The organism is Lysobacter fragariae, from assembly GCF_054779775.1.
The window spans coordinates 108,635-122,249 of the sequence record NZ_BAAGXP010000002.1 but is presented as its reverse complement, the minus strand read 5'-3'; the positions used below and the strand labels follow the sequence as shown (position 1 = coordinate 122,249).

Here is a 13,615-nt window from a genome sequence, read left to right as displayed (position 1 = left end):
CGACCTCAGCGGGTCGAGGGGCGGGCTGTATGGATTCAGACATCCGTCTGCTCGGCTATCTCTAGGGCGTCATCTACCTCGATGCCCAGGTAGCGAACGGTGCTCTCTAGCTTCGTATGCCCAAGCAATAGTTGGACCGCCCTGAGATTTCGCGTCCGGCGGTAGATCAACGAAGCTTTGGTCCTGCGCATCGTGTGTGTGCCGTAGGAGCCCGACTCTAGGCCAGCTTCTTCCACCCAACGATGGACGATGCGGGCGTACTGCCTCATCGAAAGGTGAGGTGAGTCCGACACTCGGCTGGTGAAAAGGAAGTCCGAGGACTTCAGATCTGCATGGATAATCCAAGCCTGCACGGCCTCGCGAGTTGACTGGGTGATCTCGAACTGGACCGGTCGTCCGGTCTTCTGCTGCATCACCATGGCGCGGGATGCCATCTGGCCACCATGGGAGACATCCGATACCCGCAGTTTCACCAAGTCGCAGGCGCGGAGCTTGGAATCGATCGCCAGATTGAACAACGCAAGGTCTCGGACCTTATGACCCAACTGCAGCCTGATCCGGATAGCCCAGATATCTTTCAGCTTGAGCGGGGCCTTCTGGCCGATCAGTTTTCCCTTGTTCCAGGGCTCGTGGCGCTGATATGCGCGAAGAATGGCCATGACCAACTCCTGTTGAGAGGGGGGGGGCAGGCTTCTCCTGCACTTAGAAACAAGGCGTGATGCGACCCAGAGCGGTCACAGCAGATCGGCCACCTGTCTTGCCGTTACCTTCGCCGATGCCGGATTCTGGCCGGTTACCAGTCGGCCATCGACGACCGCATTCGGGACGAAAGGCAGGAATGCCTTCTCGTACCGTGCGTCGCGTTTTTTCATCTCTTCCTCGGCGTTATATGGCATGTCCTTCGCCACGCCCGCAAGCACCTCCTCACACCAGGAGAAGCCGGTGACTTTGCGCCCGGCGACCAAGAGCGAGCCATCGGACAACGTCGTGTTCAGCAGGCCGCAGTATCCATGGCACACCGCAGAAACGATCCCGCCGCGTTCGTAGATGTCCCGAGTGATACGTTGAAGTCCGGCGCTGTCCGGGAAATCCCACATCACGGCGTGCCCACCGGTGAAATAGATCACGTCGAAGTCCGCCGGATCGATTTCATCGGGGCGCGCGGTATCGGAGAGCAACGCCATCCGATTCGGGTCGTTGAGCCATGCCTTGGCGGAAGCATCCAGCAAAGGCCACTTGAGGGCGCGGGGTTCGAGCGGCGATACGCCGCCCTTCGGGCTCACGATGCGCTGCTCATACCCCTTCTCCTCGAAGAGGTCGTAGGCATGAGTCAGTTCCGACAGCCATAGACCCGTTGGGTGGGACGGGTCATCGTAGTGGGCGACGTTGCTGACGACATGGAGGATGCGTCGGGTCATGTGCGTTGGTTCCTCTTTATGGGCATCAGGCGCGATCGAGTGCTTTCAGTGGGCGCGGCATGTTCAATACCAGTTGCGCGTCCTTTACTACGTCCATGCGCACCAGGGTGGATGCGCCCAAGCCGTCCAGCAATTGGCTCATCGGACCGCCATGGCGCGATAGGATCACGTCCTTCGGCAGCATCTGCTGGGCGAACGCCAGCGTATTCGATTGCACGGTGGTCTGGTGCCATGTGCCGTCGATCAGGTGGACCATTGTGGTTGCGCCTAAACGCGATTGCGGCGCCACCGTGCACACTTTGGGCGGCGTCGCCTCCAGCGACAGGTCCGGTGCACCGCCGCGAGAGCGGATCTGCGCTCGCACCTTCGACCCGATCTCCAGTTCGATGTCGGCCAGCCACTTGGGCAACTGGTATCCATGCACGCCGCGCACGCGTGCGATCTCGGTATCGACGGGCAGTGCGAGCACATGCGCGACATAGGCGCGCCGCCGCAGTGTCCGCGCAAGTTCTAAGGCGTGGGAACCGCGGGTCCCGGGCCGCCTGATGACCACGGCGATGGAGACCTCGTTGTAGGGGTCGTTGTCGCACACGCGGTAGGAGAAGAACGTCAGCGCCACCAGCCCGTGGCCGGGTAATGGCCGCAGTGGTTCCAAGGGCATGGGCAGGGCTGCGCGCAAGCATGCAAGCGGCGCCAGGAACAGCAACTGGACGCTGCTGGTTCGGTAGTAGAAGTTGGGTGACCAGGCAGGGCCAACGCGAGTCGCCACCAACGACTTCGGGATGCGGCGGAAGAAGTCGATATTGCCTGCGGCCGGGTCTCGGGCCACCTCATCCAGGTCCGGATTCATGCGGAACCGGTCGTAATACCCACCCGACGGCACGAGCACCTTGTGCCCACCGAACTCGACTTCTGTAAATCCCTGTTCCACCGTCGGCGCCTCGTCGATCACCCGACTCGCACGCTAGGGTTCAACCACAGTTGAAGGTCAAGTCCGTGGACGCTGTCTCAGGCATCGCGAGCCGGTTTGCGGCGCGAGGCCACCACGCCCTTGCCACGCAGCCGGTTCAGCACCCGCATCCGATTGTCCGCGCACTCGATGCCGTCCGGTCGGTTCTCGATACTGTCGATGGCGACCAGCAACTGCGCCTTGTTCTGTTTCAGGCGCTTCTGCAATACCTCGATCTCGGCGACCTTGGCCTTGAGCGCCACCAGCAACTCCTCGTGGTTCCAGCTGCCATCGCCAAGGGGAAGCAGATGACGGATCTGCTCCAGTGAGAAACCTGCGCGTTGGGCGCTGTCGATGATCTCCAGCATCGAGGCCGTCTCGGGAGCGTAATCGCGATAACCGTTGGCCTGGCGCGCCACCGCAAGGAGCAGGCCGGCGCTCTCGTAGAAGCGGATGCGGGACGCTGTCAGGCCCGTGAGTTTCGACAATTCACCAATTTTCATACCGCACATCGGAAGCACGTTGACATTGAAGTTAACTTTAAGCTTACGGTGGCGGGCCGGTCAAGCAGGATGGCCATGAAGCCTCACCCGCAATCACCGGAATACAACGTCCTCTAGGTTGAACTCATCAGGAGGCCAGCGGTGAAACATATTTCCGATCTGATTCGTCAAGACGGTACCGACGTGAATGAACTTCGCCGTCGACTGTTGATCGGTGGTGCTGCCATGGCTGGGAGCTTGGTGCTCCCCGCGTGGGCGTCGGCAGCCGATCGCAGTTCCTCATCTCGTACCAACACACAAGGAGACCAGCATATGGCTACGGTTACTACCAAAGACGGCGTTGAGATCTTCTACAAGGATTGGGGCCCGCGCGACGCCAAGGTCATCCATTTCCATCACGGTTGGCCCCTCAGTTCCGACGACTGGGATGCCCAGATGATGTTCTTCGTGAACAAGGGCTTCCGCGTCGTCGCGCATGATCGCCGCGGCCACGGCCGCTCCAGCCAGGTTTGGGACGGCCACGACATGGATCACTACGCCGACGACACGGCCGCGGTGGTCGAGAAGCTGGGCACCCAGGGCGCCATGCACGTTGGACATTCCACGGGCGGTGGTCAGGTGGTGCGCTACATCGCGCGTCATGGCGAAGACAAGGTGTCCAAGGCCGTGCTCATCAGCGCCGTGCCGCCCCTGATGGTCAAGACCGCGAGCAACCCGGGCGGCACGCCGAAGGAGGTCTTCGACAACTTCCAAGCGCAGGTCGCCGCCAACCGCGCGCAGTTCTACTACGACGTTCCCGCCGGCCCCTTCTACGGCTATAACCGTCCCGGCGCCAAGGCATCGGAAGGGGTGATCTGGAACTGGTGGAGGCAGGGCATGATGGGCAGCGCCAAGGCGCATTACGACGGCATCGTCGCCTTCTCGCAGACCGATTTCACCGAGGACCTGAAGGGAATCACCATCCCGGTACTGGTCATCCACGGCGATGACGATCAGGTCGTGCCGTACGAGGATTCAGGCGTGCTGTCGGCCAAGCTGGTCAAGAACGGCAAGCTGCTGACCTACAAGGGGGCGCCGCACGGCATCCCGACCACGCATGCCGACCAGGTCAATGCCGATTTGCTGGCCTTCCTGCAGCAGGGCTGATCGAAGTCGATACGAATGGACACGCCCCGTACGAGATGCGGGGCGTGTGATGAAACGCTAAGGGATCATGATGCAATCGATATTGGGCGCCAACGGCCAGATCGCCACTGAGCTGGCGCGTGTGTTGCGGCGCGAATTCACCCGTGACTTGAGGCTGGTCAGCCGCAATCCACGCAAGGTCAATCATGACGACACGCTCGCATCCGCCGATCTGATGGATGCAAGCCAGACGGCGCGGGCAGTGGAAGGCAGCGAAATCGTCTACTTCACCGCCGGGCTGCCGCCGGATACCGCCCTGTGGGAGCGACAGTTCCCGACCATGCTGCGGAATGCCCTGGATGCGAGCCGCGCCGCTGGCGCGAAGTTTGCCTATTTCGACAACACGTACATGTACCCGCAGGATGCGCGCGTGCTGACCGAGGAGGCGCCGTTCGCGCCGAACGGGCCGAAGGGTCGCGTGCGCGCAGCGATGGCCACGATGGTGTTGGAAGAGATGGCACGTGGCGACATCCCTGTCTTGATCGGGCGTGCCCCGGAGTTCTATGGCCCTGGCAAGACACAGAGCTTCACCAACGCGCTGGTCACCGACAAGCTGAAGGCCGGCAAGCAGCCACGCGTGCCGATCCGCGACGACACGCGGCGTACGTTAATCTGGACGCCGGATGCCAGCCGCTCCCTGGCGTTGCTGGGCAACACCCCAGATGCTTACGGACAGACGTGGCATCTGCCCTGTGACGACGACCGTCCCACGTACCGCCAATTCGTGACCATGGCCTGCGAGGCCTTCGGCCGGCCTGTGTCGTACAAGGTTCTGGGCAAATGGGCATTCGCATTCGCTGGCTTGTTTTCGCCGCAAGTGCGCGAGATCCGCGAGTTGCTGCCGCGTTATGGGCAGGACAATTTGTTCGATTCCGGCAAGTTCAAGCGCAGGTTCCCTGAGTTCGAGGTGACCAAGTACCCGACCGGGGTACAGGTCATTCGCGAGGCCCAATGAAGGCGGGCCCATGGATGATCTATGGCGCCAATGGCTACACGGGCGAGCTCATCGCGCGTGAGGCGGCACGGCGCGGCCTCACGCCAGTGCTGGCCGGACGGAACCGCGATGCCGTTGAAGCGTTGGCCAGCGAGTTGAAGCTGGAGGCGCGGATCTTCGGTCTCGACGATTCGCCAGCACTCGTCGCGCAGATCCGGGGCCACGCGCTGGTGTTGAATTGCGCCGGGCCTTTTTCCGCGACGGCAACGCCGATGATGGAAGCCTGCCTTGCGACCGGTACGCACTACCTCGATATCACCGGCGAAATCGCCGTGCTCGAGCAGGCGCAGACCCTGGGCGATCGCGCGAAAGCGGTGGGGGTTGTCCTGTGCCCCGGCGTGGGTTTTGACGTCATCCCGACAGACTGCGTGGCAGCGGCGCTCAAGGCGTCTCTCCCGGATGCCACGCACATGTCCTTGGGGTTCGACTCGCGCTCAGGTCTGTCGCCAGGCACCGCCAAGACCTCTATCGAAGGCATGGCAGCCGGCGGCAAGGTTCGTCGCGACGGCAAGATCCTGACTGTTCCCCTTGCATGGGAGGTTCGCCGCATCGACTTCGGTGATGGTGAAAAGCTGGCGATGACGATTCCCTGGGGCGACGTATCGACCGCCTTCCTTACAACCGGGATCCCCAACATAGAGGTGTTTGTCCCCGCCTCGCCTCGCCTGATTGCGCACGCGCGACGCGCCAACTGGATCCGGCCACTGCTTGCGATGAAGTGGCTCCAGAAGCTCGCCCAGGCACGCATCGCGAAATCGGTGAAGGGTCCGAGCGAAGCCCAACGCGATGCCATTCCGACCTTTGTCTGGGGGGAAGTATCCAACGCACGAGGTGAACGTCGGACGGCGCGCATTCGCACGGCCAACGGTTACAGCCTGACTATCGACGGATCGCTACACGTCGTCGATCACTTACTGGTCAATTCGCCAGAACCGGGTGCGTATACCCCATCCAAGCTACTTGGACCGGCGCTGGTCAGTCATCTGCCAGGGTCGGGGAAACTCGAAATCAATTAGTCGCAACGAATGTCCGATGTTGGCCGCAAGGCGACATCGGTATCGGAAACAGTGCATAGGGCGGGTTTTAACCCGCCGCTTCGAAGTAAAAGGCGGCGGGTTAAAACCCGCCCTACGAGCTGCTATCCATCACCTGCAACGCATCAGGCGCAGGACGTCATCGGCCTGCGCGACGAAGTACGTCACCCGGCCCGGATAGTAGAAAAAGACGTCGGGCGCAGCGGCGCGCGCGGAGAACAAGCGCATCGCATCGCACGCCAGCGGGATGCGATGGGCTGCCACGGCCCAGGCAGCGGTATCCAGGTAGGAATTCAGTGCGCTGCGGTCCGCGTCCTCGATCGCCACCAGCCAGTTGAAGTCGACGCGCATGTCGGCAATCGCTTCCGCCGGGCTGATCGGGGCCGCCACCAGCGCGTAGTTGACGACATAGCCCATCGACAGCTTCTTCACCCGATCCAGACCGGACGGCAAGGCCTTGCCTTCCAGGAAGCCCCATTCGCGGATGGTGCCGTCGCGCAGCACCACGGCGGCCCGGCGCCACTCGCCCGCACCCAGCGCAGCCGCGCGCGGCAGGCCCAGCGGCGCCGGCCGCGGGGATTCGTAGATGTCGCCCCACGCCACCACCGAGCCATCGGACTTCAGCGCCTGGTTGTAGACACCGCCGGCATCGATGGCCACGACATTCGTCAACCCGGCGGGAAGGTCAAGCTCGCCATCGGTGCCGGCGCCCCACGCCACCACCTGTCCGTCGGAGCGCAGCGCGAGGGCATGACTGCGGCCGGCCGCGATCGCCGTGACGTTGCGCAATCCCGGTGGCACGTCGGTCTGGCCGGTCCGGTTGTCGCCCCAGGCCACCACGCGCCCGGCGCTCGTGAGCGCCATGACAAAACTGCCGTTCGTGTCGATCGCCATCACGCCGGAAAGACCCGCGGGCACCGCGGTCGGGCAGGACGCATCGCCCAGCACCGCCACCGTGCCGGCGCGGCTCAGGACCACCAGGCAGCCCCACGCGGCGGCAATCGCCTTGGCATTGCTCGCCCGCACCACCGGCGGCATGGTGCCGATCTGGAGCACGTCGCCATTGGCGCGCAGGACGTACGGCACCGCGACGGCGACCGCGTCGTCCAGGGAATAGGGAATGAAGAGCATCGTGTCGTCGACTTCGCCGCCCCAGGCAACCACGCGCGTGCGAGGCGCCGCGAAGGCCGTGGAAGAACACAGCAGCACGCAGACCGCCAACCATGCGCACCACCCGCGCGCGAGCGCGCGGCGTGGCCGGACGCGGCCGGCGATTGCGATCGATGAAGTGGCGTGCGTCGACATGGCGTCCTCCGGTGGGTTGGTGCGTGGCCCGTTCCCGGCATTTCCTGCTCCGGATGCTGTCGATCCGCTGCCTGATCGCTCGCGATTACGCGAGGGCGATGTTGGAAATTACGTAGGACTCCGGTGGCACCGGACACGGCGATGACGTTGGAATTGCTGAATGGCCGGGATACCGGGCGCAATGCGACGTGTCATCGGTTGCGCAGGTCGGCGAACGAACCTGGCCTGTGGAAATTCTGCGGATCGGGCCAGGGGGCGTTCGAAATGGAGTGCGCTCTGGCCCTTGCTTCTCGAGATTGAAAACAGCTCGCAAAAGCCCTCAGCCGAGCGAGTAGACGACCTTCGTCCCGCTGACCGTGATCTTCTTGCTGCTTTGCAGGCTCTGCACGATGGCGTCGACGGCCTTGTCGTCGAGCGCGGGCTTGAACCACGACTTGATCGACGCCTTGAGCCCCGACAGCTTGGTGGGTTTGGTGGACTTCCTGAGCAGGGCGATTACCTCCGGCACCCGTGCGCTCGTGGTGGCACCCTTCGCCGCCGGCGCGGCGCCATTTGCCTCGGGAAGCACAGTGACGGTGACTTTCGTCGCTGCCTTCTTGGCAACTTTCTTGGCTACGGCCTTCGTCGCCTTCTTGGCCGCACCCGCCGTCGCCGGTCCACCGGGAATTTCCGTGAGCCTGCGGCAGGCGATGCCCTGCTTTTCCAGGTGGCGGACGAGCGGATCGAATCCCTTGTCCTTCGAGATGATGTTGAACGCCACGCCGGGCTCCTCCGCGGCGATGCGTCCGATGTAGTACGCGATGTGGAAGTCGACCGCGTCCGGACCGCTCCCGTGGATCTGTATGTACTGGGCGTCGCTGCCAAATGGCTGGAGCGCCTGCACCACATCCAGCATCAGCTTGGATTGCTGCTCGCCCAGGAACACCTTGATCCGGGCCGCGCCCGGCTTGAGCCGGTCGAGCGCCTTGGGCTGGACGTTCTCGAAGTCGATAAGGAAGAACGGCGTCGCCATGTCCGGTACTCCGATTGCAGTGGGCGGAGTGTAGGACGCCATGGGCGGGCTGCAAGGACGGCTGGCGAACATCGCCCCCTTGGGAACGAATGGGCCGGCTTCACCTCGCCGTGGCACGCGGCGATCGCGTCATCTGAACCGTTGCCGCAGGTTCATCGCAATCTGCCCCAGCCTTCACCCGTGCCCGCCCAAGGTGCACGCACCGTTGCACGAAGGAGCGCGTCATGAACAAGCACACCCTGATTGCCGCCGCGCTGACTGCGTTCGTGTTCAGTGCCTCCCCGGCGCTGGCCGACAAGCACCACAAGGGCGGGCACGAGAAGTCACACAAGGCCTACGGCCACCACGACCAGGGCCGACACCTGGGCTGGTACAAACAGCAGTGGAAGCGTGGCGACCGCGTCGTGTGGGTCGACATCGAACCGCGCTACTACGTCGACGATTACCGCGCCTACCGCCTGAGCCCACCGCCGGAAGGCTACCGCTGGGTGCAACCGATGGACGATCGCTACCTGCTGGTTGAAGTAGCGACCGGGCTGATCGCGCAGGCGCTGGGTTACTGATCGCTGCGCCTGCGGAACGGGGGCACCATAGCTGTGCCCTTGTTTCGCGCTGGCCCCTGCTCCACTGGGTCCAGACCACCGCTGAGATTCCGGAGCACCGGAGGGCGCCCGTTACTCGCCCTTGCCCGGATCAAGGTCGTCCGGCATCAGCAACACCATCGATTCGCAGGCTTTTGCCCGGCACCCCCAGTAACGCTCGTCGCTGCCACTGCGCCATACGGCGGTGGCCGCTGCGTTGATGGTGAAGTCCCATCGCCGGCCCTCCGCCGTCAGCGTGCCGCTGATCGTGCATGGCAAGTCGTAGAACTCGTGGGGCTTGGCTTGCGGATATTCGCTGCTCGATGCGAAGAACCGTTCGACCTGCGCCTTGCTCAGGCGCCAGGCGCTGCAGGCCTTGGGCAGTTGCTCGTCGCCTGCGCCCGGCTGCGATGCAAGAACGGCTGGCTGCACGTCCTGGACAACCAACAGCCCATGCGATTCAGCGCGCGAGGCCGCGCGGCTGCACGACAGGAGGCTCAACAGTCCCAGTATTGCCGTGCTGGTACAGGCCAGCGCCCTCGCCTTGCGTCTTGTAGGAAACAACATCGTGCTGATAGACATCGCGATCTCCTAATCCATAGTGCTGTTGAAGAATTCCTACCAGACGATCGATCGAAGCCCGCTGTTGCGGAGTAGGCGACTCCCAACCAGTTGCCGTATGCCGCGCGACGACTTCGATCCCGATGCTGTCTTCGTTCACCGGGTAGCGTTGCGGGTACGGTTTCACCTGCTCGCGGTCGTGGATTGCCTTGGGTGCAAAACCCAGCGCCTTCAATGCCTGCTGTTCAGCCGGTTCACAGGTACCTTCCTCGAAACAACGCGATCTGATCTTTCCAACGTGGTGGGTCTTCTGTTCCAGGCTGGCGGTCTGATAGATCGTCCCGTCCTTGTCGACCATGAAGTGGGTGCCGGTACCGGTGGCAAACGATGCGAGCGCACTGGCTGCATTCGCGCCACCCGTTCGATGCATGACGATCGCGTGCGGGCCTTGCAGCTTCCCGTGCTCCAGCGCACCGATGCCGTGCCTGACGATGCCCGGATCAACGAGGTACCCCTCCTTGTCTACCTGCGTCGATGACAACACCCCCGCTGCAATCGGGGTCTGCGCCGCTGAGACAGGCGCACTGGCCAGGAAGGATGGTTCCTGGTTTCCGAAGGGTCGATACAAGGCAAACACTTGTTGCGGGTTGGCGAGGGGACTCCCGAGGACCACGCCATCCACCCGTTTCATGCAAGCGTCGCGCGAAACTTCCGCGTACAACGCCATTGCCATGTTCCGCGCCTGATCCGGCGGCCAGCACGCCAACCGCTCAACGCCCGCAGCCACTTGCTGATATCGCGCGTGGTCGGGATGGGTGGAATTGTCGGGGAGGATCGGTCCGGGACTTGATGTCGCGGGTGCAGGCGGGTTTTCGCCGGGCATGCTCGACTCCTTGTCGAATTGAACGTCCTGTAGTGAGCGGCATTACATAAGGCGCTCACACCAACCGTCAATAGCAACCCTCGCCCAATCCTGCCCTGCTTCCAGGCCTTCGAGAAATTGATCGTTTCAAACATGGCACCGGCCCGGCGACACGAGCAGGAAAAATGCACTCCGACCTCGGTTTTGGCGCGGGTCGGCGAACGAACCTAACCTGTGGAAATTCTGCGGATCGGGCCAGGGGGCGTTCGAAATGGAGTGCGCTCTGACCTTGCTTCTGCACGAACCTGCCCGGCTACGCCGTCCGGAACGGCTGCATCCGCGTCATCGATGGCGTGTCCATGTGCTCCGCCTTCACCACAGGTGCACCGGGCGCCTGGAGCCGCGTCAGGGATTGTTCGAGCGGCACGATCTGTGCGTCGCGGGTCTTCATCTGCGCGACGAGAGACCTAGGGTCACCCAGGTCGCCCTGCACGACGAACAGATTCTCACCGCGTCGCACCGCGCCGCTGTCCACGCTCAACACGATGTGATCGATACGGGACAGTCCCTCCGTCCTCGCCAGGCACGCGGCGCTCGCGGCCATGCATGCGCTGACACCGTCGTAGTCCTTGCCCAGGCTGCCGTCCAGCCGACGCATGGCGCTTTCGGCCTGCGCGAAGAGCGGATGGGCGTGATCGCGGGGCGCGTTGCTGTCGGCCTGGTCACCGAAGCCGCGCGGCTGCGGCGGCCACGGCGGGCGCGCATCGTTTCCACGGCCTTCCGGATTGACCTCCGGCGGCACCATGCGGGGAGCGATCTGCCGAAGCGTGCCCGGATCGATGTCGCCGGTCTGCGGCAGTCCCCGCGCCGCCTGATAGTTGATGACCGCGGCCTGCATGGACAAGCGGTAGACGCCGTCCTCCTGCAGCACGCGGCCGTCCATCCCGCGGAACCCCTCGGCATTCAGGCGCTGCTGCACCCGGCGGACCATGTCGGAGGACTCGCCGATCCGGATGATGCCGTCGTCAACGACTTCGCGCGCTTCGATGCCTGCCGTGCGTCGCGCCGGATCGATCGAGAGCCGGCCGTCCACAAGGTCCTGCAGGTAGTTTTCGTATTGCTGGTAGTAGCGGGTGTCGACTTCCATGTGGACGTGGATCTTCGGCGTCTGCCGGCTGCCCTGCGTGCCAAGCGACTGCCCGTACTGGATGGTGTCGCCTACATTGACCGCGATGTCGCGCATGTGGCGGACGCGGGCGATGACCTCACCCCCTTCGCGGTCGTAGATGTCGACGCGACCTTCCGCATCGTTGCGATCACCGATGTAGCCAGCCAGCGGTGCGGGCACGTCCACGTTGCGCACGCCAGCGGCGCCGCTCGCAATGCGGGAGTCCTCCAGCATGAAGTCCTTCTTCAGGAGTACCTGGTCTGGGGTGAGGCCGTAGGTGCGCTGCGCGGTGCGGACTTCGATTTCCTGGATTTCGCCGCCGATTACGGCGTGGCGGCGGCCTCTCTCCCCAGAAATCACTACGCCGTTGACCACGCTCGCGCGGATGTTGTCATCAGGATGATGTGTGACGAGGCTGTCAAAGTCCGTGACCGGAATATTGACAATGTGTCCCTTCTGAATGAGCCGATATCGCGGCAACGGCTCAGGGGCAACCTGAGCCTCCGGGGTCAGATCGTTGGACATGCATTCGATTCCTTTCGTTGCGCCGGTAAGGCTCAATCACAGCGAGCGTAGATTGCCGACCGATTCTCGTCGGCGATGGTCAGCATGCCGTTGTTCTGGCCACTGAGCACGAAGACCTCTTCCTGCCGGGTTGCGTACCCATCTATCTGCAGCATCGACACAACTTTCCACGCCAGCGGCTTCTTCGAGATCTGGACGATGCTGACAGGATCATTCCATTGCTCGTAATCAAGCAGCTTGTTCGCAGAGATCTCGATCCGCGTATCGCTATCGAGGCCGTCGGGCGACTGGCAGTTCTGAAAGCTCCCCTGCCACACACCATGCAACACCGCCGGATAACGGGAACTACCCTGCCGTTCCCCTGCGGAAGCGCAGCTCATGCAGAGCATCCCTGATAGCGCAATCGTCAGCGCACGCCCTATCCATGGTTCCATGTGGCAATCCTTGCGTTGTGGTGTGCCTAGGATACGTCCCGCGGACGTTCACCCGTCAACCAGGCACGACACCAGTGCGGAAACCCGCCCTGTAGGAAAACTCCTACCCGACCCCGCGGCATTCCCCGACTGACCACCGCGGCGATCTCCGCCACGCTGCATCGCCCGCAAATGGCGGGCGTCACTCATCCAGCAAACGGAGCTTGCCCATGCAGAACCTGATTTCGTTGACGCTTTCCACGCAGGACCTCGCCGACCTCGACGGCGCGCTCGCCACCGTGCGCCGCGTGTTCACGCCCTTCGTGGCGCTGCAGCCCGACGACCGCATCGAGATGAAGAAGATGGGGCCCAAGTCGCGCGAGTTCTGCGAGCAGGCGCTGACGCTGCTCGAGAACAACCCGCAGATCGTGCCGCCGAGCCTGGGCTTGGCCGAAGCGCTAGCCGACCGCACTGCGCTGGAACAGCTGCGTCCGCGCCTGCAGCAGCTGCGCCAGCTGGTGGAGAAGGCCGACGACACCGAGATGGCCCTGGGCAGCGACATGATGTCGATCGCACTGGAGGGCTATCGCCTGCTGGAAGTGTCCGGCAAGGGCGAAGCGCTCAAGAGCGCGCGGCGCGAGCTGTCGGCGCGCTTCGCACGTAAGCGGCGCGCGACCGAGGCCGAGCCGGCCTGACCCGGCCGACCCTGCCCGCCCGAGCCGCCTAGTGGCGGCACGGGCAATGGCCCGGCAGATGGGGTGGCAAGCCCGGTCTGCCGGGCTTTTTCATGGGCGACGTTCGGGCGTTGAACCCCGAAGGGTCCGCACCTGAACCCTACGGGGTCCAAGCTCCGACCTTTCGGGGTCCGGGCTCCGCGCTTGGAGGTCGAACCTTCGAGCTGTCGGGGTCGAAGCCCCGGGCTTCAAGCTCGGAGCCCGGACCTCCAAGGTCGAAGCTCCGGGCCTTCAGGGTCCAAGGTTCGACCTTCCAGGGTCGACGTTCCGAGCTCGAAGCTCGAAGGCCGGCCCCCTTGGGGTGGAAGCTCCGCGCTTGGAGGTCGAAGGCTGGACCTTTCAGGGTGCAAGCACCGCAGGAGCACCAAGGC

15 protein-coding genes are annotated in these 13,615 nt (G+C 63.6%); 5 read left to right on the top strand and 10 right to left on the bottom strand.

Annotated features, from left to right (window positions below):
* Positions 1-35 precede the first annotated feature (35 nt).
* The 4 genes from ACYVD7_RS03110 to ACYVD7_RS03095 form a co-directional block, all read right to left on the bottom strand.
* Positions 36-659, bottom strand: a complete 624-nt coding sequence (locus ACYVD7_RS03110) for a tyrosine-type recombinase/integrase (RefSeq protein WP_460758912.1) — start codon at positions 657-659, stop codon at positions 36-38.
* Positions 660-734: 75 nt separating this feature from the next.
* Positions 735-1,418, bottom strand: a complete 684-nt coding sequence (locus ACYVD7_RS03105) for a type 1 glutamine amidotransferase domain-containing protein (RefSeq protein WP_460758910.1) — start codon at positions 1,416-1,418, stop codon at positions 735-737.
* Between the two features lie 25 nt (positions 1,419-1,443).
* Positions 1,444-2,370 (bottom strand): acetoacetate decarboxylase family protein, encoded by a 927-nt coding sequence (locus ACYVD7_RS03100; RefSeq protein ID WP_460758909.1) that lies wholly within the window; start codon positions 2,368-2,370, stop codon positions 1,444-1,446.
* Between the two features lie 56 nt (positions 2,371-2,426).
* Positions 2,427-2,870, bottom strand: a complete 444-nt coding sequence (locus ACYVD7_RS03095; RefSeq protein WP_166054639.1) for a MerR family transcriptional regulator — start codon at positions 2,868-2,870, stop codon at positions 2,427-2,429.
* A gap of 312 nt (positions 2,871-3,182) precedes the next feature.
* Here ACYVD7_RS03095 and ACYVD7_RS03090 point away from each other — a divergent pair, with 312 nt between their 5' ends.
* The 3 genes from ACYVD7_RS03090 (at position 3,183) to ACYVD7_RS03080 (ending at position 6,065) form a co-directional block, all read left to right on the top strand.
* Positions 3,183-4,016: an alpha/beta fold hydrolase gene (locus ACYVD7_RS03090; RefSeq protein ID WP_460759783.1), complete on the top strand. Its 834-nt coding sequence runs from the start codon at positions 3,183-3,185 to the stop codon at positions 4,014-4,016.
* A gap of 67 nt (positions 4,017-4,083) precedes the next feature.
* Positions 4,084-5,010, top strand: a complete 927-nt coding sequence (locus ACYVD7_RS03085; RefSeq protein WP_460758907.1) for an NAD-dependent epimerase/dehydratase family protein — start codon at positions 4,084-4,086, stop codon at positions 5,008-5,010.
* A gap of 14 nt (positions 5,011-5,024) precedes the next feature.
* Positions 5,025-6,065, top strand: a complete 1,041-nt coding sequence (locus ACYVD7_RS03080; protein WP_460758905.1) for a saccharopine dehydrogenase family protein — start codon at positions 5,025-5,027, stop codon at positions 6,063-6,065.
* Positions 6,066-6,194: 129 nt separating this feature from the next.
* Here the strand turns inward: ACYVD7_RS03080 and ACYVD7_RS03075 are convergent, their stop codons facing one another.
* Both ACYVD7_RS03075 and ACYVD7_RS03070 read right to left on the bottom strand, forming a co-directional pair.
* Entirely contained in the window at positions 6,195-7,388 is a 1,194-nt protein-coding gene (locus ACYVD7_RS03075) for an RCC1 domain-containing protein (protein ID WP_460758903.1), read from the bottom strand.
* 319 nt (positions 7,389-7,707) lie between these two features.
* Positions 7,708-8,400 (bottom strand): PIN domain-containing protein, encoded by a 693-nt coding sequence (locus tag ACYVD7_RS03070; RefSeq protein ID WP_460758902.1) that lies wholly within the window; start codon positions 8,398-8,400, stop codon positions 7,708-7,710.
* Between the two features lie 224 nt (positions 8,401-8,624).
* On the opposite strand from ACYVD7_RS03070, the gene ACYVD7_RS03065 reads away from it, so the two are divergent.
* The gene (locus ACYVD7_RS03065) at positions 8,625-8,963 is read left to right on the top strand and encodes an RcnB family protein (protein WP_460758901.1); all 339 of its coding nucleotides are present in this window, start codon (positions 8,625-8,627) and stop codon (positions 8,961-8,963) included.
* A gap of 111 nt (positions 8,964-9,074) precedes the next feature.
* On the opposite strand, the gene ACYVD7_RS03060 is transcribed toward ACYVD7_RS03065, so the two are convergent.
* The 4 genes from ACYVD7_RS03060 to ACYVD7_RS03045 form a co-directional block, all read right to left on the bottom strand.
* Positions 9,075-9,428 carry a hypothetical protein gene (locus ACYVD7_RS03060; protein WP_460758899.1) on the bottom strand — a complete coding sequence of 118 codons (354 nt, stop codon included), beginning with the start codon at positions 9,426-9,428 and terminating at the stop codon, positions 9,075-9,077.
* 13 nt (positions 9,429-9,441) lie between these two features.
* The gene (locus ACYVD7_RS03055; RefSeq protein ID WP_460758898.1) at positions 9,442-10,425 is read right to left on the bottom strand and encodes an N-acetylmuramoyl-L-alanine amidase; all 984 of its coding nucleotides are present in this window, start codon (positions 10,423-10,425) and stop codon (positions 9,442-9,444) included.
* Positions 10,426-10,717: 292 nt separating this feature from the next.
* Positions 10,718-12,097, bottom strand: a complete 1,380-nt coding sequence (locus ACYVD7_RS03050; protein ID WP_460758896.1) for an XVIPCD domain-containing protein — start codon at positions 12,095-12,097, stop codon at positions 10,718-10,720.
* Between the two features lie 32 nt (positions 12,098-12,129).
* On the bottom strand, positions 12,130-12,531 hold the full coding sequence (locus ACYVD7_RS03045) for a hypothetical protein (protein ID WP_460758895.1): 402 nt from the start codon (positions 12,529-12,531) through the stop codon (positions 12,130-12,132).
* A gap of 209 nt (positions 12,532-12,740) precedes the next feature.
* Between ACYVD7_RS03045 and ACYVD7_RS03040 the strand changes: the two genes are divergently transcribed.
* Positions 12,741-13,205, top strand: a complete 465-nt coding sequence (locus tag ACYVD7_RS03040) for a hypothetical protein (RefSeq protein ID WP_460758893.1) — start codon at positions 12,741-12,743, stop codon at positions 13,203-13,205.
* Positions 13,206-13,615: the final 410 nt, after the last annotated feature.